The organism is Streptomyces sp. NPDC001787, assembly GCF_040297465.1.
Classification (GTDB): Bacteria; Actinomycetota; Actinomycetes; order Streptomycetales; family Streptomycetaceae; genus Streptomyces.
Window position 1 is genome coordinate 304,960 of the sequence record NZ_JBEOZE010000001.1, and the last position, 21,993, is coordinate 326,952.

12 protein-coding genes are annotated in these 21,993 nt (G+C 71.3%); 10 read left to right on the plus strand and 2 right to left on the minus strand.

Going from position 1 to position 21,993, the window contains the following annotated elements; all coding sequences use genetic code 11:
* Positions 1 to 75 precede the first annotated feature (75 nt).
* Positions 76 to 3,069, plus strand: coding sequence for a bifunctional [glutamine synthetase] adenylyltransferase/[glutamine synthetase]-adenylyl-L-tyrosine phosphorylase (locus ABT170_RS01305; protein ID WP_329943262.1), 2,994 nt, complete (start codon positions 76 to 78; stop codon positions 3,067 to 3,069).
* Between the two features lie 49 nt (positions 3,070 to 3,118).
* Here ABT170_RS01305 and ABT170_RS01310 read toward each other — a convergent pair whose 3' ends face one another.
* Positions 3,119 to 4,033, minus strand: coding sequence for a phosphatase PAP2 family protein (locus ABT170_RS01310; protein WP_502970456.1), 915 nt, complete (start codon positions 4,031 to 4,033; stop codon positions 3,119 to 3,121).
* 91 nt (positions 4,034 to 4,124) lie between these two features.
* The gene (locus tag ABT170_RS01315) at positions 4,125 to 5,168 is read right to left on the minus strand and encodes a LacI family DNA-binding transcriptional regulator (RefSeq protein WP_329943260.1); all 1,044 of its coding nucleotides are present in this window, start codon (positions 5,166 to 5,168) and stop codon (positions 4,125 to 4,127) included.
* 370 nt (positions 5,169 to 5,538) lie between these two features.
* On the opposite strand from ABT170_RS01315, the gene ABT170_RS01320 reads away from it, so the two are divergent.
* The 9 genes from ABT170_RS01320 to ABT170_RS01360 all read left to right on the plus strand — a co-directional run bounded on the left by ABT170_RS01320 (position 5,539) and on the right by ABT170_RS01360 (position 21,983).
* On the plus strand, positions 5,539 to 6,810 hold the full coding sequence (locus ABT170_RS01320; protein WP_329943259.1) for an extracellular solute-binding protein: 1,272 nt from the start codon (positions 5,539 to 5,541) through the stop codon (positions 6,808 to 6,810).
* 19 nt (positions 6,811 to 6,829) lie between these two features.
* The gene (locus ABT170_RS01325; protein WP_329943258.1) at positions 6,830 to 7,846 is read left to right on the plus strand and encodes a carbohydrate ABC transporter permease; all 1,017 of its coding nucleotides are present in this window, start codon (positions 6,830 to 6,832) and stop codon (positions 7,844 to 7,846) included.
* Positions 7,843 to 8,721 carry a sugar ABC transporter permease gene (locus ABT170_RS01330; protein ID WP_329943257.1) on the plus strand — a complete coding sequence of 293 codons (879 nt, stop codon included), beginning with the start codon at positions 7,843 to 7,845 and terminating at the stop codon, positions 8,719 to 8,721. Before ABT170_RS01325 ends, ABT170_RS01330 begins: the two co-directional genes overlap by 4 nt.
* A gap of 106 nt (positions 8,722 to 8,827) precedes the next feature.
* Positions 8,828 to 10,504 carry a glycoside hydrolase family 13 protein gene (locus ABT170_RS01335; RefSeq protein WP_329943256.1) on the plus strand — a complete coding sequence of 559 codons (1,677 nt, stop codon included), beginning with the start codon at positions 8,828 to 8,830 and terminating at the stop codon, positions 10,502 to 10,504.
* On the plus strand, positions 10,489 to 11,550 hold the full coding sequence (locus tag ABT170_RS01340; protein WP_329943255.1) for a LacI family DNA-binding transcriptional regulator: 1,062 nt from the start codon (positions 10,489 to 10,491) through the stop codon (positions 11,548 to 11,550). Before ABT170_RS01335 ends, ABT170_RS01340 begins: the two co-directional genes overlap by 16 nt.
* Positions 11,551 to 11,997: 447 nt before the next feature.
* Positions 11,998 to 13,725: a carbohydrate-binding module family 20 domain-containing protein gene (locus ABT170_RS01345; RefSeq protein WP_351863339.1), complete on the plus strand. Its 1,728-nt coding sequence runs from the start codon at positions 11,998 to 12,000 to the stop codon at positions 13,723 to 13,725.
* A 207-nt stretch (positions 13,726 to 13,932) separates the two neighbouring features.
* Positions 13,933 to 19,248: a pullulanase-type alpha-1,6-glucosidase gene (pulA, locus tag ABT170_RS01350; RefSeq protein ID WP_351863341.1), complete on the plus strand. Its 5,316-nt coding sequence runs from the start codon at positions 13,933 to 13,935 to the stop codon at positions 19,246 to 19,248.
* Positions 19,249 to 19,469: 221 nt separating this feature from the next.
* Positions 19,470 to 21,500 (plus strand): ATP-binding protein, encoded by a 2,031-nt coding sequence (locus ABT170_RS01355; protein WP_329943252.1) that lies wholly within the window; start codon positions 19,470 to 19,472, stop codon positions 21,498 to 21,500.
* Positions 21,501 to 21,632: 132 nt separating this feature from the next.
* Positions 21,633 to 21,983 (plus strand): 5-carboxymethyl-2-hydroxymuconate Delta-isomerase, encoded by a 351-nt coding sequence (locus tag ABT170_RS01360; RefSeq protein WP_351863344.1) that lies wholly within the window; start codon positions 21,633 to 21,635, stop codon positions 21,981 to 21,983.
* Positions 21,984 to 21,993: the final 10 nt, after the last annotated feature.

Below are 21,993 nucleotides of genomic sequence, written 5' to 3' on the forward strand. Positions count from 1 at the left end.
TCCGTGTTCACCGGCGCGGGGATAGGCTCGAATCCGCTGTGAACGAGAATCGGTCGGCGGGCAGGAGAGCGCGGGATGACAACGGTGCCGGGGCGCAGGAGCAGTACCTTCACCCGACTGCTGCGGCACGGTTTCACCGACCCGTCCGCCGCCGAGCGGCTGCTCGACCTCGATGCCCTGATCTCCGTACGGGCCGATCCCGTCCTCCTGGAAGCGCTCGGCGCGACCGCAGACCCCGATCTCGCGCTGCGCGGCCTCGTCCGGCTCGTCGAGGCACAGGGCGAGGACGAACGGCAGGTCCTGCTCGACACCCTGGTGACCGCCAAACCCCTGCGGGACCGGCTGCTGGGCGTACTCGGCGCCTCGGAGGCGCTCGGGGACCATCTGGCCCGGCATCCGCGCGACTGGCACGCCCTCGTCACCTACGAGGCCGCCGACCTGCACCCCGGGATCGCCGAGTTCGAGCAGGGGCTCGCCGACGCCGTCGACCCGGACTCGCTGCGCGTCTCCTACCGCCGGTGCCTGCTCGCCATCGCGGCCCGTGACGTGTGCGGGACGACGGACCTCGCCGAGACCGCCGCCGAGCTGGCCGACCTGGCCACCGCCACCCTGCGGGCGGCGCTCGCCATCGCCCGTACGTCCGTGCCCGCCGACGCCGCCCGGTGCCGGCTCGCCGTCATCGCGATGGGCAAGTGCGGCGGCCATGAGCTGAACTACGTCTCCGACGTCGACGTGATCTTCGTGGCGGAGCCGATCGAGGGGACCGAGGAGAGCGCCGCCATCCAGGCCGCCACCCGCCTCGCCGCGCACATGATGCGGATCTGCTCCGACACCACCGTCGAGGGCACCATCTGGCCGGTCGACGCCAACCTGCGCCCCGAGGGCCGCAACGGGCCGCTCGTACGCACCCTGACCTCGCACCTCGCGTACTACCAGCGCTGGGCCAAGACCTGGGAGTTCCAGGCCCTGCTGAAGGCCCGGCCGGTCGCCGGTGACCCGGAGCTGGGCGCGGAGTACGTGGAGGCCGTCTCCCCGCTCGTCTGGCAGGCCGCCGACCGGGACAACTTCGTCCCCGATGTGCAGAAGATGCGCCGCCGCGTCATCGACAACATTCCCGCCGACCGGGTGGACCGGGAGCTCAAGCTCGGTCCCGGCGGACTGCGGGACGTGGAGTTCGCCGTCCAGCTGCTCCAGCTGGTGCACGGGCGCAGCGACTCCACCCTGCACAGCGGAACGACGCTGGAGGCGCTGCGGGCGCTCGCCGAGGGCGGTTACGTGGGCCGCGCGGACGCGGCACAGCTCGACGAGGCGTACCGCTTCCTGCGCTCCATGGAGCACCGCATCCAGCTCCACCGGCTGCGCCGTACCCATCTGGTCCCCGAGGACCCTGCCGACCTGCGGCGCCTGGGCCGCTCCCTGGGGATGCGCACGGACCCGGTCAACGAGCTGAACAAGGCGTGGAAGCGGCACGCCTCCGTCGTACGGCGGCTGCACGAGAAGCTCTTCTACCGGCCGCTGCTGGACGCGGTCGCCCAGCTGGCGCCCGGGGAGACCCGGCTCAGCGCGAAAGCGGCCGGAACCCGGCTCGAAGCCCTCGGATACGCGGACCCGGCCGCCGCGCTGCGGCATCTGGAGGCCCTGTCGTCCGGGGTGTCCCGCAAGGCCGCCATCCAGCGCACGCTGCTGCCGGTGCTGCTCGGCTGGTTCGCGGACTCCGCCGACCCGGACGCGGGCCTCCTGGGCTTCCGCAAGGTGTCCGACGCGCTCGGCAAGACGCCCTGGTACCTGCGGCTCCTGCGGGACGAGGGCGCGGCGGCGGAGAACCTCGCCCGGGTCCTGTCGGCCGGCCGCCTCGCCCCCGATCTGCTGCTGCGGGCCCCCGAGGCCGTCGCGATCCTGGGCGATCCGGAGGGGCTGAGACCGCGCACCCGGGACCACCTGGAGCAGGAGGTGCTGGCCGCGGTCGGGCGGGCGGACGGCGCCGAATCGGCGGTCGCCGTCGTCCGCGGCGTACGGCGGCGGGAGCTGTTCCGTACGACGGCGGCGGACATCATCGGCTCCTACGGCACCGAGGAGACCCCTGCCGAGCCCGACCACGGCGCCCTCGTGGACCGGGTCGGCTCCGCGGTCACCGACCTCAACGCAGCCACGCTCTCCGGGGCGCTGCGCGCCGCCGTCCGCGAGCGGTGGGGCGACACCCTGCCGACCCGGTTCGCCGTCATCGGGATGGGCCGCTTCGGCGGTCATGAGCTGGGATACGGCTCCGACGCCGACGTCCTGTTCGTCCACGCGCCGCGCGAGGGCGTCAGTGACGAGGAGGCGAGCCGGGCCGCCAACACGGTGGTCACCGAGATGCGCAGACTGCTCCAGCTGCCCACCGCCGACCCGCCCCTCCTGATCGACGCCGATCTGCGGCCCGAGGGCAAGAGCGGGCCGCTGGTGCGCACCCTGAAGTCGTACGAGGCGTACTACCGGCGCTGGTCGCTGGTCTGGGAGAGCCAGGCCCTGCTGCGGGCCGAGCCGATGGCGGGCGACGAGGCGCTGGGGCGCGGTTTCACCGAGCTGATCGATCCGCTGCGGTACCCGATGGAGGGGCTGGGGGAGGACGCGGTCCGCGAGATCCGCCGGCTCAAGGCCCGGATGGAGTCCGAGCGGATGCCGCGCGGCGCCGACCCGACGCTCCACACCAAGCTGGGGCGCGGCGGGCTGAGCGATGTCGAGTGGACCGTACAGCTGCTGCAGATGCGGCACGGCTGGGCGGAGCCCGGACTCCGTACGACCCGCACCCGTGAGGCGCTGGCGGCGGCGTGCGCGGCGGAGCTGATCCCGGCCGAGGACGCCCGCGTCCTGGACGACGCGTGGGTGCTGGCGACACGGGTGCGCAACGCGGTGATGCTGGTACGGGGGCGGCCCGGCGACATGTTCCCCTCCGACGCGCGGGAGATGACGGCGGTGGGGCGCTACCTGGGGTACGAGCCCGGACATGTCGGCGACATGCTGGACGACTACCGGCGGATCACCCGGCGGGCGCGGGCGGTGGTGGAGGAGCGGTTCTACGGCGCGCAGTGAGGCGCCACGGCCGCGCAGGGGCTCTGCGGCTCCTCGGCGGCCCGGGGCCTCAGCGGCGGCCCGAGGACTCCGCCACCGGGCGCCGGGCCCGTGGCGAGACGCCCCGGGCCACCGCCGACAGACGTCCCCGGCCGGACGGCACCAGTTTCGGCAGGCGGTGGGGCAGCGATCCGTACCAGGCGTACGAGAGGGCGAAGCCGAACGCCAGGCAGGCCATGCCGCCCACCGCGTCCAGCCAGAAGTGGTTGGCCGTCGCCACGATCACGACGAGGGTGGCCATCGGGTAGAGCAGCCCCAGGATCCGGGCCCAGGGGGCGGACGCGAGCGCGAAGATCGTCAGACCGCACCAGAGCGACCAGCCGATGTGCATCGAGGGCATCGCCGCGTACTGGTTCGACATGTTCTTGAAGTTGCCCGAGGCCATCGAACCCCAGGTCTCGTGCAGCAGCACCGTGTCGATGAAGTGCCCGCCGGTCATCAGACGGGGCGGCGCCAGCGGGTACAGGTAGTAGCCGAGCAGGGCGACCGCCGTGGTCGCGAAGAGCGCCAGCCGGGCCGCCGCGTAGCGGCCGGGGTGACGGCGGAACAGCCAGACGAGCACCGCGATGGTGACCACGAAGTGCAGCGTCGCGTAGTAGTAGTTCATCGACACGATCAGCCATGTCACGGAGTTCACGGCATGGTTGACGGACTGCTCGAAGGCGAGGCCCAGGGACTTCTCCACCGACCAGATCCAGTCGGCGTTGCTGAGGGCCGCGGCCTTCTGCTCGGGAACGGCGTTGCGCACCAGTGAGTACAGCCAGTAACTGACCGCGATCAGCAGGATTTCGAACCAGAGCCGTGGACGGCGCGGGGCCCGCAGTGCGCCGAGCTTCGCCGTTCTTCCGTTCCGCTTGGCCTCGGGGGCCGCCTCGTCCACGATGGGTGACGGGGTGCCGGCCGTTCGGCCTTCCTGTGTTTTCACGTGCGATTCACCCATAGGCACAGAGTCTGCCAGATACGTCCCCCTCCGCCCGATCATCCTCCGGTCGGGTTCCGGTCGCACGATATGCACCTCAAGGACGAGAGTGGGACCCTGAGGAGGGTCCGGGTCCCGACGCCGTCGAACCGCGAACCACCAGCTCGGGCATGAAGACGAACTCGCTGTGCGGGGCCGGGGTTCCGCCGATCTCCTCCAGGAGCGTACGGACGGCGGCCTGGCCCATCGCCGTCACCGGCTGCCGGATCGTGGTCAGCGGCGGATCGGTGAACGCTATGAGCGGCGAATCGTCGTAACCCACCACCGACAGATCGCGCGGCACCTGTCGCGACAGCCGCCTGGCCGCCCGGATCGCGCCCAGGGCCATCATGTCGCTCGCGCACACCACGGCCGTGCACCCGCGCTCCAGCAGCGCCGAGGCGGCGGCCTGACCGCCCTCCAGTGTGTACAGAGAGTGCTCGATCAACTCCTCCACCCGCTCCGGGGCGAGGCCGAGCTGTTCGCGCATCGTGGCGTGGAAGCCCTCGATCTTGCGGAGTACGGGAACGAAGCGCTTGGGGCCGACCGCGAGGCCGATCCGCTGATGTCCCAGCGCGACCAGATGCGTCACCGCGAGCCGCATCGCCGCCCGGTCGTCAGGCGAGATGAACGGGGCCTGCACCTTGGGCGAGAAGCCGTTGACCAGGACGAAGGGGACGCCCTTGGCACGCAGTTGTTCGTAGCGCCGCATGTCGGCGGAGGTGTCCGCGTGCAGTCCGGAGACGAAGATGATGCCGGAGACGCCGCGGTCGACGAGCATCTCCGTCAGCTCGTCCTCGGTGGAGCCGCCGGGACTCTGCGTCGCCAGCACCGGGGTGTAGCCCTGCCGGGTCAGCGCCTGGCCGATGACCTGCGCCAGCGCCGGGAAGATGGGGTTCTCCAGCTCGGGCGTGATCAGGCCGACCAGTCCCGCGCTGCGCCTGCGCAGCCGTACGGGGCGTTCGTAGCCCAGGACGTCGAGCGCCGCGAGGACGGATTCGCGGGTGGCCGCTGCGACACCGGGCTTGCCGTTCAGGACTCGGCTGACCGTCGCTTCGCTGACCCCCGCCTGAGTTGCGATATCGGCAAGCCGTGCGGTCATGGAAGGCGACTGTACCGGGCCTGTGTCGGATTGCCCACTGTGAGCGGGATTCGGGCGCGAGGCTCGCTCCCGGCCGTCGGCGACGGGGCCCGCACACAGATCCGCGGCAATGTCTTGCAAGCTCTTGCGGGCCCGTCCTGCGGGCCGCGATCGGATCGTCGCACTACGGATTCACCGCGCGTGGCCCGCTTCAGCAGGGGGTAGGGGATTCCGTCAAGGGTTCTGGCGGCAACCTTGAGGACACGTGAATGTAACGATCGCCGGACCTTGCAGAAATCTTCCGCAAGGTCTTTCGGTCGTCTTTCATCCTTGTTACGTTCACGTCGACCCGGCGCCGCGACGGAGCGGTACGGCAGTTGAAGGAGTTCAGATGCGACGTGGCATAACGGCCACCGCCCTGGTCGCGGCCCTGGCGCTCGCGGCGACCGCCTGCGGCAGCGACGACGAGTCCGGCGGCGGCAAGAGCTCGGGCGAGCTCTCCGGCACGGTTACCTGGTGGGACACCTCGACGGTCGGCAGCGAGGACAAGGTCTTCAAGAAGCTGGCCGAGGGCTTCGAGAAGGAGCACCCGAAGGTCGACGTCAAGTACGTCAACGTTCCCTTCGGCGAGGCGCAGAACAAGTTCAAGAACGCCGCGCAGTCCGGCGGCGGCGCCCCCGACGTGATCCGCTCCGAGGTCGCCTGGACCCCCGAGTTCGCGGACCTCGGCTACCTGGCCCCGCTGGACGGCACCGCCGCGCTGAAGGACGAGGGCGACTTCCTCAAGCAGGCCGCCGCGTCCACCAAGTACAACGGCAAGACGTACGCCGTTCCCCAGGTCATCGACTCCATGGGCGTCTTCTACAACAAGAAGATCTTCAAGGAGGCCGGCGTCGCGGTACCGACGACCATCGCCGAGCTGAAGACCGTCTCGGAGAAGATCAAGGACAAGACCGGCAAGACCGGCCTCTACCTCCGCGGCGACGACGCCTACTGGTTCCTGTCCTTCCTGTACGGCGAGGGCGGCGACCTGGTCGACGCGAGCAACAAGTCCGTCACCGTCGACAAGCCCGAGAGCGTCAAGGCGTTCAAGGTCGTCAAGGACCTCGTCGAGTCCGGGGCCGCCAAGACCGACGCCACCGACGGCTGGGAGAACATGCAGTCGTCGTTCAAGGACGGCAAGGTCGCGATGATGATCAACGGCCCGTGGGCCGTCGCCGACACCCTCGCGGGCAATGAGTTCAAGGACAAGGAGAACCTGGGCATCGCCCCGGTCCCGGCCGGCTCCGTCGCCCAGGGCGCCCCGCAGGGCGGCCACAACCTCGCCGTCTACGCGGGCTCCAAGAACCTCGACGCCTCCTACGCCTTCGTCGAGTACATGACCTCCGTGCAGAGCCAGGCCCGGACGGCCGGCGAGCTGAACCTGCTGCCGACCCGCACCTCCGCCTACGCCAAGCAGCAGGCCGTGGACAGCGAGATCGTCGGCTTCTTCAAGCCGGTCGTCGAGACCGCCGTCGAGCGCCCCTGGATCCCCGAGACCGGCAGCCTCTTCGCCCCGCTGGTCACCGAGTACACCAAGGTCCTCACCGACCAGACCACCCCGGAGAAGGCCGCCTCCGCGACCGGCGACTCCTACCGCAAGCTCCTCAAGGGCTGGAAGTAACAGGAAGGTTGGCCCACTGATGGCTGTCCACACCAGCCAGTCGGTGGCGAAGGCCGCGGACGACGTCGTCGTCCGCGGCCCCAGCCGCGGTACTGGCAACCACCCGACGCCGGGCCGGCTCCGGCGCGCCGTGTCGACCCACTGGTACGCCTGGGTCATGGTCGCCCCGGTCGTCCTCGTCATCGGCGTGATCATCGGCTACCCGCTGGTCCGCGGTGTCTATCTGTCGCTGACCGATGCCAACGAGCGCAACGTCGCCCGGTCCATCGGGGTCAACGAGATGCCCGCCACCTACAAGTTCGTGGGTGCGGACAACTACGTCGACGCGCTGACGGGTACCCAGTTCCTCGGCACGCTCGGCTGGACACTGGTGTGGACGGTCTCCTGCGTGGGCATCACCTTCTGCCTCGGCATGGCGCTGGCCAATATCCTCAACCGCCGTATCGCCGGACGCTCCGCCTACCGCATGGCGCTCATCCTGCCCTGGGCCATCCCCGGCTTCGTCTCCGTCTTCGCCTGGCGCTTCCTCTACAACGAGGACCGCGGGCTGCTCAACAAGCTCCTGAGCGGTGCGGGCATCGACGGGGTGCCGTGGCTGAACGACCCCACCTGGGCCAAGTTCTCCGTCATCGCGGTCAACGTCTGGCTCGGCATCCCGTTCATGATGGTCGCCCTGCTCGGCGGACTGCAGTCCATACCCTCGGAGCAGTACGAGGCCGCGGAGATGGACGGCGCCACCGCCTGGCAGCGCTTCCGCCACATCACGCTCCCCGGACTGCGCCCGGTCTCCACCACGGTGGTCCTGCTCTCCACCATCTGGACCTTCAACATGTTCCCGGTGATCTTCCTGCTGACCCGCGGCGGACCCGGCGAGGCCACCCAGATCCTCGTCACCCAGGCGTACAAGTTCTCCTTCGAGATCAGCCCGCGCGACTTCGCGCAGTCCTCCACCTGGGGCGTGCTGATCCTCGTACTCCTGATGCTCTTCGCCGTGGTCTACCGGCGAGTCCTGCGCACCCAGGGAGACAACTGGTGACCACCGCAGCCCAGCACCCCGCCCAGCACCCCGCCCGCAGGCCGCGCCTGCGCGGCGACCGTTCGCCGGTCGCCTCCGTGGCCCTGCATCTCACCCTGATCATCGCGTCCGTCATCGCGGTCTTCCCGGTGCTGTGGGTCCTGCTGACCTCGCTCAAGCCCGCCAAGTACGCCACGACGACGGACTTCTTCCGCGAGACCACGTTCGTGAACTACACGAACCTGATCCGGGACACCGAGTTCCTGAGCTGGTTCGGCAACTCCGTGATCATCGCGGGACTCTCCACCGTCATCGGGGTGTTCGTCTCCGCCACCACCGGCTACGCCGTCAGCCGCTTCCGCTTCCCCGGCAAGCGCGGGCTGATGTGGACGCTGCTGATCACCCAGATGTTCCCGGTCGCGGTCCTCATCGTGCCGATCTACAACATCATGTCGAACATCGGCCTGCTCAATCAGCCCGCCGGTCTCGTCATCACCTACCTCACCATCTCGGTGCCGTTCTGCGCCTGGATGATGAAGGGCTTCTTCGACACCATCCCGCGCGAGATCGACGAGTCCGGCCAGGTCGACGGCCTCACCCCGTTCGGCACGTTCTGGCGGCTCATCCTGCCGCTCGCCAAGCCCGGCCTCGCCGTCACCGCGTTCTACTCCTTCATCACCGCCTGGGGCGAGGTCGCGTACGCCTCCGCCTTCATGGTCGGCGACGAGAACCTCACGCTCGCCGGCGGACTGCAGAAGTTCGTCAACCAGTACGGGGCCCAGTGGGGCCCGATGACCGCCGCCTCCGTACTCATCGCGATCCCGGCCGCCCTGGTCTTCCTGTTCGCGCAGAAGCACCTGGTCACCGGAATGTCCGCCGGAGCCGTCAAGGGCTGAGACGGACACCAGCAGAGCCCGCACGACCGACCGCACCCGTCACGGCGGCGCCGGATCCCCGACCCGGTCCCGGCGCCGCTCCCCACCCAGACACCCCAGGGACGACATGACCCAGCACCTCGCTGCCCCCTCCACCGGCACGTCCGACGACGCCCCGGGCCACCGCATCGGCTGGTGGCAGGACGCGGTGATCTACCAGGTCTATCCACGCAGCTTCGCCGACGGCAACGGCGACGGCATGGGCGATCTCGCAGGCGTCACCGCCCGGCTCCCGTACCTCAGGGACCTCGGCGTCGACGCCGTCTGGCTCAGCCCCTTCTACGCGTCGCCGCAGGCCGACGCGGGCTACGACGTCGCCGACTACCGGGCCATCGACCCGATGTTCGGCAGCCTCCTGGACGCCGACACCCTGATCCGCGACGCCCATGACCTGGGCCTGCGCATCATCGTGGACCTGGTGCCCAACCACTCCTCCGACCGGCACGAGTGGTTCAGGCGCGCCCTGGCCGAGGGCCCCGGCTCCGCCCTGCGCGACCGCTACCACTTCCGGCCCGGCAAGGGCGAGAACGGCGAACTCCCGCCCAACGACTGGGAGTCCATCTTCGGCGGCCCCGCCTGGACCCGGACCACCGGCCCCGACGGCACCCCCGGCGACTGGTACCTCCACCTGTTCGCTCCCGAGCAGCCCGACTTCAACTGGGAACACCCGGCCGTCGCCGACGAGTTCCGCTCGATCCTGCGCTTCTGGCTCGACATGGGCGTCGACGGCTTCCGCGTCGATGTCGCCCACGGTCTCGTCAAGGCCGAGGGCCTGCCGGACCTCGGCGGCCACGACCAGCTCAAGCTGCTCGGCAACGACGTCATGCCGTTCTTCGACCAGGACGGCGTGCACGAGATCTACCGCAGCTGGCGCACCATCCTGGACGAGTACCCGGGCGAGCGGATCGCCGTCGCCGAGGCCTGGACCCCCACCGTCGAGCGCACCGCCAACTACGTGCGCCCCGACGAGATGCACCAGGCCTTCAACTTCCAGTACCTGTCCACCGCCTGGGACGCCGCCGCGCTCCGCAAGGTCATCGACACCTCGCTGGACGCGATGCGGCCGGTCGGCGCCCCCACCACCTGGGTGCTCTCCAACCACGACGTCACCCGGCACTCCACCCGCTTCGCCAACCCGCCCGGCCTCGGCACCCAGATCCGAACCGCGGGAGACCGCGAGCTCGGCCTGCGCCGGGCCCGCGCGGCGACGCTGCTGATGCTGGCCCTGCCCGGCTCCGCCTACGTCTACCAGGGCGAGGAGCTCGGCCTGCCCGATGTCACGGACCTGCCCGACGAGGTCCGCCAGGACCCCTCGTTCTTCCGCGCGCAGGGCCAGGACGGCTTCCGCGACGGGTGCCGGGTGCCGATCCCGTGGACCCGCGAGGGCAGCTCGTACGGCTTCGGCGACGGCGGCAGCTGGCTGCCGCAGCCCGCCGGCTGGGGAGAGCTCTCCGTCGAGGCGCAGACCGGCGTGGAGGGCTCCACGCTGGAGCTGTACCGCTCCGCGATCGCCGCCCGCCGCGAACACCCGGGGCTCGGCGCGGGGACCGCGGTCGAGTGGCTGGACGCCCCCGAGGGCGTCCTCGTCTTCGGCCGGCCCGGCTTCGTCTGCACCGTCAACACCACCGGCACCCCGGTACGGATGGCGGCCCGCGGCAGTGTGCTGCTGTCCAGCGCCCCGGTGACCGTCGACGGCGCCGAGGCCGTCCTGCCCGCGGACAGCACCGTGTGGTGGACGGTGTGACCCTGCCCGCGCCCAGGACCGGTGCGGCCCCCCGGCTCTCCGACATCGCCGGACAGGCCGAGGTCAGCGAGGCGACCGTGAGCCGGGTGCTCAACGGGAAGCCGGGCGTCGCGGACACCACGCGTCAGCGGGTGCTCGCGGCGCTCGACATCCTCGGCTACGAACGGCCCGTACGGCTGCGGCAGCGCAGCGCGGGCCTGATCGGGCTGGTGACACCCGAACTCACCAACCCGATCTTCCCGGCGTTCGCGCAGTCCGTCGAACAGGTCCTGGCCGGGCACGGCTACACCCCGGTGCTCTGCACCCAGCTGCCGGGCGGCGCCACCGAGGACGAGCTCGTCGAGCAGCTCGTCGAACGGGGCGTCGGCGGCATCGTGTTCCTCTCCGGGCTGCACGCCGATCTGTCGGCGGACCCGGCCCGGTACGCCGCGCTCACCGAGCGCGGTGTGCCGTTCGTCCTGATCAACGGCTACAACGAACGGATCAGCGCCCCGTTCGTCTCGCCCGACGACTCCGCCGCCGTGCGGATGGCCGTCGGGCATCTGGCCGACCTCGGGCACCGCAGGATCGGCCTGGCCATCGGACCGCAGCGCTATGTGCCCTCGCGCCGCAAGCGCGACGGCTTCCTCGACGCGTCGGTCTCGGTGCTGGGGCTGCCCCGCGCCGAGGCCGAACTCCTGGTGTGCTCCACGCTGTTCAGCGTGGAGGGCGGCCAGGTCGCGGCGGGCGCCCTGCTCGACCTGGGCTGCACCGGCATCGTCTGCGGCAGCGACCTGATGGCGCTCGGGGTGGTGCGGGCGGCCCGGGGGAGGGGGCTCGACGTACCGCGCGACGTCTCGGTCGTCGGCTTCGACGACTCGCAGCTGATCGCGTTCACCGACCCGCCGCTGACCACCGTGCGCCAGCCGGTGCAGGCGATGGCGGCGGCGGCGGTGGGCGCGCTGCTGGAGGAGATCGGCGGGAGCCCGGTGCAGCGCACGGAGTACGTGTTCCAGCCGGAGCTGGTGGTACGGGGGTCGACCGCGGCGGTGGTACGCGCCGGGTGAGGCCGGCGGCGGCGGACCCCTCGGGGTCGGGCCGTCGCGGGAGGAGCCCCACGCACAGGAGAGGCACCGGAGCCGGCCCGAACGGGCCTGCGGGGAGTGAGCGGCCCCGGGTGCCTCTCCCGCCGTGACCGGCCCGGCCGGCCGGGCGCGTGGGGCCCGGTGCGCCGAAGCGGCCGGGACCCCCGGCCGACCGGACCGGAGTCCGGAGGAACGTAACACTCGCGCAATATCTTGCGGAAGACCTTGCAGGCAGAAAACTGCCGGATTTCCTTGATGTGAGCGGGAGATGTCCAAAGGGTTGACCCGGGCCTGGCGGGCTCGTACGGTCTGCTCCGCGGCAAGGTTTGCATTCTTGCAGCAAGAACCTTCAGAAGCCTTCAGGGCACGGCGCGTTGTCACGTGAGGCTGCATCGTCACCCGCGTTTCCCCCACCGCAGGAGGAATGACATGGCACGCAGACCGCTGTCCGCGGCGCTCGCCCTCGTGGCGGGCGCCGCCGTCCTCGCCGTACCCGCCCAACTCGGCGCCGCAGGCACCGCGCAGGCCGCCGGGCCGGGCGACAAGGACGTCACCGCCGTGATGTTCGAGTGGAAGTTCGACTCCATAGCCAAGGCCTGCACGGACTCCCTGGGTCCGGCGGGCTACGGCTTCGTCCAGGTCTCGCCGCCCCAGGAGCACATCCAGGGCGGCCAGTGGTGGACCTCGTACCAGCCCGTCAGCTACCGGATCGCCGGCCGGCTCGGTGACCGCGCCGCCTTCGCGGACATGGTCGGCACCTGTCACGCCGCGGGCGTCAAGGTCGTGGCCGACTCGGTCATCAACCACATGTCGGCCGGTTCCGGCACCGGTACGGGCGGGTCCCCGTACTCCAAGTACGACTACCCGGGCCTGTACTCGGTCAACGACATGAACGACTGCCAGTCGCAGATCAACAATTACGGCGACCGCGGCAATGTGCAGAACTGCGAGCTGGTCGGCCTGGCCGACCTGGACACCGGCGAGGACTACGTACGCGGCAGGATCGCCGGTTACCTCAACGACCTGCTCTCCCTCGGTGTCGACGGCTTCCGGATCGACGCCGCCAAGCACATGCCGGCCGGTGACCTCGCCGACATCAAGTCCCGGCTGAGCAACCCCGGCGTCTACTGGAAGCACGAGGCGATCCATGGAGCGGGCGAGGCCGTCTCGCCCTCCGAGTACCTCGGCACCGGCGACGTCCAGGAATTCCGCTACGCCCGGGGGCTCAAGCAGACGTTCCTCAACGAGAACCTCGCCAACCTCAAGAACTACGGCGAGGGCTGGGGCTTCATGGAGTCGGGCAGGTCGGCGGTCTTCGTCGACAACCACGACACCGAGCGCAACGGCGAGACGCTGAACTACAAGAACGGCGCCGACTACACCCTCGCCAGCGTGTTCATGCTGGCCTGGCCCTACGGCTCCCCGGACGTCCACTCCGGCTACGAGTGGTCCGACAAGGACGCCGGACCGCCCAACGGCGGTCAGGTGAACGCCTGTTACAGCGACGGCTGGAAGTGCCAGCACGCCTGGCGCGAGATCTCCTCCATGGTCGGCTTCCGCAACGCCGCACGGGGCCAGGGCGTCTCGAACTGGTGGGACAACGGCGGCGACCAGATCGCGTTCGGCCGGGGCCCGAAGGCGTACGTCGCCATCAACCACGAGGGCTCCGCCCTGACCCGTACGTTCCAGACCTCGCTGCCCGCCGGTGACTACTGCGACATCCAGTCCGGCAACGGCGTCACCGTCAACGGATCGGGCCAGTTCACCGCCACCCTGGGAGCCAACACCGCCGTCGCCCTCCACGCGGGCGCCCGCACCTGCTCCGGCGGCGGCACGGGCCCGGCCGAACCCGGTACGGGGCAGTCCGGCGCCTCCTTCGGCGTCAACGCCCTCACCCAGCCGGGCCAGAACATCTACGTCACCGGTGACCAGCAGGCCCTCGGCTCCTGGGACCCCGCGAAGGCGCTGAAGCTCGACCCGGCCACGTATCCCGTCTGGAAGCTCGACGTGGACCTGAGCGCCGGTACGTCCTTCGCGTACAAGTACCTCCGCAAGGACGCGAGCGGCAACGTCACCTGGGAGAGCGGCGCCAACCGCACCGCCACCGTCCCGGCCTCCGGCAGGTCGGCGCTGACCGGCGACGTCTGGCGCGGCTGACCACGACTTCCGGGCGGGCCGGGAGCGCACGGCGGTGCGCTCCCGGCCCGCCCGGAGAACCCGCCCCCACCGGCACCCCGCCACCGGCCCTCCGCCCCCACCGGGGAGCCGCCCCGCAGGCACCCCCCCCACACGGCGCCCACCTCCCTCAGGCCCCCCACGCGCCCACCCCGTTCCCACCGCAGAGAATCCGAGGAGTACCCGCCCGTGTCCCGAACCACCCTCCGGCGGGGGGCCGTCGCAGCACTCTGCGCGGCGCTGCTGCCCGTCGTACCGGCGGCCTCGGCGGCCGCTCCGTCCAGGGCTCCGGCCCCGCCCTCGGACGCCGCGCTGGCCCGGGAACCGGCCCGGCACGACCTGACCCGTGAGCAGTTCTACTTCGTACTGCCCGACCGCTTCGCCAACGGCGACCGGGCCAACGACCGGGGCGGGCTGACCGGTTCCCGCCTGGAGACCGGGTACGACCCCACCGACAAGGGCTTCTACCAGGGCGGCGACCTCAAGGGCCTGACCGGGAAGCTCGACTACATCAAGGGCCTCGGCACCACCGCCATCTGGCTGGCCCCGATCTTCAGGAACCGGCCCGTGCAGGGCACCGGCAAGGACGCCTCGGCCGGCTACCACGGCTACTGGATCACCGACTTCACCCAGGTCGACCCGCACTTCGGGACCAACGCGGACCTGGAGAAGCTGATCGACAAAGCCCACGCCAAGGGCATGAAGGTCTTCTTCGACGTCATCACCAACCACACCGCCGACACCGTCGACTACGCCGAGAAGGAGTACGGCTACAAGCCCAAGGGCGCCCACCCCTACCTGGACAGGGACGGCCGCCCGTTCGACGACAGCCGGAAGATGGCGAAGGTCGACCGGGACACGTTCCCGTACACCCCGAAGACCACCGTGAACGCGGGCACCAAGAAGCCGTCCTGGCTGAACGACCCCACGATGTACCACAACCGGGGCGACTCGACGTTCGCCGGTGAGTCGGCCGAGTACGGCGACTTCTCCGGGCTCGACGACCTGTGGACCGAGCGGCCCGAGGTCGTCACCGGCATGGCGGAGATCTACGAGAAGTGGGTCCGTGACTTCGATATCGACGGGTTCCGCATCGACACCGTCAAACACGTCGACCTGGACTTCTGGACCCAGTGGGCCACCGCGCTGGACACCTACGCCGCCCGGCGCGGCCGGGACGACTTCTTCATGTTCGGCGAGGTGTACTCCTCCGACACCGCGATCACCTCGCCCTATGTCACCCGGGGGCGGCTGGACGCGACGCTCGACTTCCCGTTCCAGGAGGCCGCGAGGGGGTACGCCTCCCAGGGCGCCCCGGCCTCGAAGCTCGCCGCCGTGTACCGCGACGACTACCGGTACACCACCGACAAGGCCAACGCCTACGAGCAGGTGACCTTCCTCGGCAACCACGACATGGGCCGGATCGGCACCTTCCTGAAGCAGGACAACCCGAAGGCCGACGACGCCGAACTGCTCAAGCGGGCCCGTCTCGCCAACGAGCTGATGTTCCTCTCGCGCGGCAACCCCGTCATCTACTCCGGCGACGAACAGGGCTTCACCGGCGCGGGCGGCGACAAGGACGCCCGCCAGCCCCTCTTCGCCTCGAAGGCCGCCGACTACCTCGACGACGACCTGATCGGCACCGACCGTACGCACGCCACGGACGCGTACGACACCGGGCACCCGGTCTACCGCTCCATCGCCGCTCTCGCCGGGCTGACCGAGGAGCACCCCGCGCTGCGCGACGGCGTCCAGACCGAGCGCTACGCGGAGGGCTCCGTGTACGCCTTCTCCCGTACGGCCACCGAGCGGCCCTACGAGTACCTCGTCGCCTCCAACAACGGCACCGCACCGCGGACCGTCGAGCTGCCCACCGCGTCCGCCCACATGAACTTCCGGACGCTCTACGGCGGTTCGGGCTCCGTCCGCAGTGATGGCGACAAGAGGGCCACCGTCACGGTGCCCGCGCTCTCCAGCATCGTGCTGCGCGCCGACAAGCCGCTCGGCCCCCCGGAGGCCGGGCCGGCGATCACTCTGAAGGCGCCCGCCGCCGGAGCCACCGGCACCGTCGAACTGACCGCCGGCACCGGGGGCGGACAGCTCGACCGGGTCGTCTTCGCCGCGCAGACCGGCAACGGCCCATGGCGCACCCTCGGCTCCGCCGACCACGCCCCGTACAAGGTCACCCAGCACCTGGACGCCTCGGTGCGGGCCGGGACGCCGCTGCGGTACAAGGCCGTCGTCATCGACCGCACCGGGCGCACGGCCGGTGCCCTCGCCTCGACCACGGCGGGCCAGGCGCCTCCCGAGGAGAAGCCCGTCGCCGTCGAACGCGACTACGCCGTCGTCCACTACCGGCGCGCGGACGGCGACTACGAGGGCTGGCAGCTGAAGTCCGGCGACGCCACCGCGGACTTCACGGGACGTGACGCCCATGGCGCGTTCGCCTGGATCAAGCTCGGCGAGGGCGCGTCCTCGCTCCCGTACACGGTCGAGAGGGCCGGTACGGCGGACGGCCCGCAGCGCACCGTCGACCTCGCCCGGACCGGACAGGTCTGGATCGAGCAGGGCAAGGACGGCCAGAGCACCGAGGCCCCCGAAGCACCCGGCCAGGACACCACCAAGGCCGTCCTCAACTACCACCGGGCCGACGGCGACTACGACGGCTGGGGGCTGCACACCTGGACCGGGGCCAAGAACCCCACCGACTGGGCCAAGCCGCTCCGGCCGGTGAGGAAGGACTCCTACGGAGTCACCTTCGAGGTCCCGCTCACCGACGGCGCCACCTCGCTCAGCTACATCCTGCACAAGGGCGACGAGAAGGACCTCCCCAGCGACCAGTCGCTGGACCTCGCCACCCACGGGCACGAGGTGTGGATGCTCGGCGGACAGCCCGGATACCTGCTGCCGCAGGCCGGCGGCGTCCCCGCGCCCGACCTCACCAGGGCCGAGGCCCAGTGGATCGACTCCGGCACCGTCGTGTGGAAGGTGAAGGCCACCGAGGCGACCAGCCAGCAGCTGGTGTACGCGAAGGACGGCGGCATCTCCGTCGTCGACGGCGCGCTCTCCGACGAGGGCCGGTGGCTGCGGCTGCGTACCACCGCCCTCACCGACGCGCAGAAGGCGAAGTACCCGCACCTCAAGGACTTCCCGGCGTTCACCGTCGACGCCCGCGACCGCGACCGGGTCCGTGAGTCCCTGCGCGGCCAGCTCATCGCCACCCAGCGCGCCGCGAACGGCGCCCTGCTCGCCGCCACCGGGGTGCAGACCGCCGGAGTCCTGGACGACCTGTACGGGAGGAACGCGAGCGGCGCGGCCCTCGGACCGGTCTTCCGGCACGGCACGCCCACGCTCTCGGTATGGGCGCCCACCGCCCGTACGGTCTCCCTCGAACTCGACGGCCGCACCGTCCCGATGCGGCGCGACGACCGCACCGGCGTCTGGTCGGTGACCGGCAGGAAGAGCTGGCAGGGCAAGCCCTACCGGTACGCCGTGCGGGTCTGGGCGCCCACCGTGCAGAAGACCGTCACCAACAGGGTCACCGACCCGTACTCCACCGCCCTGACCACCGACTCCGCCCGCAGCCTCGTCGTCGACCTCGACGACCCGAAGCTGGCACCGCGCGGCTGGTCCGCCCTGCGGAAGCCCGCCGCCACCCCGCTGCGCGACGCCCAGATCCAGGAGCTGCACATCCGGGACTTCTCCGTCTCGGACCGCACCTCGTCCCACCCCGGCCAGTACCTCGCCTTCACCGACACCCGGTCCGACGGGATGAAGCACCTGCGGCGGCTCGCCGACGCGGGCACCAGCTATGTGCACCTGCTGCCCGCCTTCGACATCGGGACGATCCCGGAGAAGGAGTCCGACCGGAGCCGGCCCGGCTGCGACCTGTCCGTGTACGCCCCCGACTCCGAGGAGCAGCAGGCCTGCGTCGCGAGGAGCGCCGCGAAGGACGCCTTCAACTGGGGCTACGACCCGCTGCACTACACCGTCCCCGAGGGCTCCTACGCCTCCGACCCCGAGGGTACGCGGCGCACCGTCGAGTTCCGCCGGATGGTGCAGGGCCTCAACGGCGCCGGACTGCGCACCGTCATGGACGTGGTCTACAACCACACCGTCGCCGCCGGCCAGGACGACAAGTCCGTCCTCGACCGGATCGTGCCCGGCTACTACCAGCGGCTCCTGGAGGACGGCACCGTCGCCACCTCCACCTGCTGCGCCAACACCGCCCCCGAGAACACCATGATGGGCAAGCTCGTCGTCGACTCGGTGGTCACCTGGGCCAGGGAGTACAAGGTCGACGGCTTCCGCTTCGACCTGATGGGACACCACCCCAGGGCCAACATCGTCGCCGTCCGCGAGGCACTGGACGCCCTCACGGTGGCGAAGGACGGCGTCGACGGCAAGAAGATCATCCTGTACGGGGAGGGCTGGAACTTCGGCGAGATCGCGGACGACGCGCGCTTCGTCCAGGCCACCCAGAAGAACATGGCCGGTACCGGGGTCGCCACCTTCTCCGACCGGGCCCGCGACGCCGTGCGCGGCGGCAGCCCCTTCGACGAGGACCCCGGGGTGCAGGGCTTCGCCACCGGCCTCTACACCGACCCCAACACCTCCCCGGCCAACGGCACCACCGCCGAACAGCGGGCCCGGCTCCTGCACTACCAGGACCTGATCAAGGTCGGCCTCACCGGCAGCCTCGCCGACTACACCTTCACCGACACCACCGGCCGCACCGTCAAGGGCTCGGCCGTCGACTACAACGGCGCCCCCGCCGGATACGCCGCCGCACCCGGTGAGGCCCTCGCCTACTCCGACGCCCACGACAACGAGACGCTCTACGACACCCTCGCCTTCAAGCTCCCGGCCGGCACCCCGGCGGCCGAGCGGGCCAGGTCGCAGGTGCTGGCCATGGCGGTCTCCACCCTGTCCCAGGGGCCCTCGCTCTCCCAGGCGGGCACCGACCGGCTGCGCTCCAAGTCCCTGGACCGCAACTCCTACGACAGCGGCGACTGGTTCAACGCCCTGCACTGGGACTGCCGCGACGGCAACGGCTTCGGGCGCGGCCTGCCGCCCGCCGCCGACAACAAGGACAAGTGGTCCTACGCGAAGCCCCTGCTGGCCTCGCCCGCGATCACCCCGGGCTGCGCGCAGATCGACGGCGCCGCGGCCGCGTACCGGGACCTGCTGACCATCCGGTCCACCGAGAAGGAGTTCGGTCTCACCACCACCGGGCAGGTGCAGGCGGCCCTGTCCTTCCCGCTCTCGGGCAAGGACGAGACACCCGGCGTGATCACGATGCGCCTCGGCTCCCTCGTGGTCGTCCTCAACGCCACGCCCGACACCGCGAGCCAGCGCGTTCCCGCCCTCGCCGGCGCTTCCTACGCCCTGCATCCGGTTCAGGCGACGGGTGCGGACCCTACCGTCAAGAAGGCCTCGTACGACGGGAAATCGGGCAGCTTCACCGTCCCAGGGCGCACGGTCGCCGTCTTCTCCACGCGCTGACGCCCACAGGGCTACGGTGACGGCAGACGTCGGCGAAGCGCCGCACAACAGCTGGACACCGTGCGCATCCGCCCCGGTCCCACGGCCCGGCCGCGACTCCTCTCCCTCCGGGGAGACGGCGCCGCGGCCGGGCCCGCCGGGGCTCCGGGGCGGTGCCGCCGGGCGTCCGCGGCCTCACCGGCGGACCCCTGCTCCAGCGCGCCGGACGGTGATGATCGACCATGGTGGGAAACCTTCCCGAGGAGACGACCAGCTTCGTCGGACGGCAGGCCGAACTGGCCCGGCTGGAACGCGCACTGGCCACCGGGCGGCTGACCACACTCATCGGCCCCGGCGGCGTCGGCAAGACCCGGCTCGCCCTCCGGGGCGCCCGGCTCGCGGCGGAGCGCTACCCCGACGGAGCCTGGTGGGCCGATCTCTCCCCGCTCTACGACGCGGGGCCGCTGCTGTCCACCGTCTCGGACGCCGTCGGGTTCGCCGACCACACCCTGCGGATGCCCGTCGACGCCCTGTGCGAATGGCTCATGGACAAGCGGCTGCTGCTCGTCCTCGACTCCTGCGAGCACCTGCGCACCTCGTGCGGCCATCTGCTGGGGGAGATCCTCACCACCTCACCCGGCCTCACCGTCCTCGTCACCAGCAGGCAGCCGCTGGGCACCCGGGGCGAACACGTGCTGGAGGTCCCGCCGCTGCCGGTCGACGGAGCCCCCGACGCGTTACGCCTCTTCCGGGACCGGGCGCGCACCGCCGACCCCGGAGCCAGGCTGGACGCGCCGGGCGAGGCGGCGGCGGCCGACGAGATCTGCCGCCGGCTCGAAGGCATCCCGCTCGCCATCGAACTGGCCGCCGCGGGCATGCGGGCGCACTCCGTCGAACAGATCGCCCAGCGGCTCGGCTCCCGCCTGGACACCCTCAACGACGACTCGTTCTCGCCGCGCCGCCACCGTGCCCTGCGCACCACCATCGGCTGGAGCCATGAACTCTGCACCCCGCTGGAACGCCTCCTGTGGGCCCGTCTGACCCCCCTGCGCACGGACTTCGACGAGGACATCGCCCGCGAGGTCTGCGCGGCGGGCCCGCTCACCCCGGACGGCGTCGGCGAGGCGCTGCGGGGCCTGGTCGCCAAGTCCGTCGTGAAGCGGGACGGGGACCGGCACCGGATGCTGGACACCCTGCGCGAGTACGGCCGGATGTGGCTCGCCGAACTCGGCGAGGAGCGGGCCGCCGCCGACCGGCACGCCGCCTGCTTCCTCGCGCTCACCCGCAGCGCCCACGCCGGCTGGACCGGCCGTGAGCAGGTGTCCTGGTACCACAGGATCGCCGACGCCCATATGGACCTGTGCGCCGCGCTCGACCACCTGCTGGCCCACGACGTCCCCGCGGCCCAGGAGATGACGGGCCGGGTCGGCTTCTTCTGGACCTGCTGCGGGCATCTGTCCGAGGCCCGCGGTTACGCCCGGCGGGCACTGGAGGCGGCTCCGGCGGGCGGACCCGACCGGACGAGGCTCCAGTGGGTGCACGGGGTCGCGGCCCTGCTCCAGGGCGACTTCGTGACCGCCGAGCGGCTCGGCGCCCTCTGTGCCGCCGTGGCCGTGGCGGAGGGCGACGACGAGGGTGTCCTCAGCGCCGGATATCTGTCCGGCCTCACCCACCTGATGACCGGGCGGCCCGTGGCGGCCCTCGACGCGGTCGCGGAGGTGCTCCGGGACACCTCCGCGTCCCCCGTGGAATCGGCCTACCGGCTGCGCTGCCACCTCGTCGCGCTGTTCGCCCTGACCGCGACGGGCCGGCTCGACGAGGCCTCGGAGGCCGCCGCGTTCCTGCGGGCCGCCTGCGTGGCGCGCGACGAGTACTGGACCCGGTCCTATGTCGACTACCAGCTCGCCCTGATCGCCCTGTTCCAGGACCGTCCGCGGGAGTCCGCCGCGCACGCCCGGTCGATGCTCGCGGGCAAGCACCGGCTCCGCGACAGCTTCGGCATCGCCCTGGGGCTGGACATCCTCGCCGCCGCGATCGCCGCCCAGGGCGCGGGCGCCCGAGCGGCCAGGGTGTACGGCACCGGGCAGGCGTACTGGCGGATGGTCGGCCACCCGCAGCGCGGCACCCCGGAGCTCGGCCCGGTCCGCGAGGCCTGCGAACAGCAGGCGCGGGCCGCCGTCGGCGACGCCGCCTACCAGCGCGCCTTCGAACGGGGGCAGGCGGACAACGCGGAGGTGGGGCTCGCGGCGGCCCTGCGGAGCGGGCCCGAATGACGGCCGGGCGCCACTTGTGCCGGCCCGGCGATCACGCGAGGGTGGAGCCGGGCGGCGGGGCCGGTACGCCGGACGGACCCGGCTGTCGCACGCCCCGTACCGCACTCGCCACACCGCACTCAGGAGCGCTTGATGCCGCAGATCACCGTCGACTACTCCGCCGGGCTGGACGACGCCTTCGACCGGCGCGGCTTCGCCCTCGCCCTGCATCCGCTGATCGCGGAGACGGTCAGCACGCAAGTACCCAACTGCAAGACCAGATTCCGCCGGGTCGAGGAGTCCGTGGTGGGCGACGCCCCCACCGGCGATGTGATCGTGCACATCGCCATCGCGATGCTGGCGGGCCGCAGCCCGGAACTCAAGGGCCGGCTGGCCGAGTCCGTGCTCGACCTGCTGCACGGCTATGTGAAGCCCGCCGAGGGACAGGACCTGCATGTCTCGGCGGAGACACGTGACCTGGACCCCTCGTACCGCAAGGGCTGACGCCGGGGAC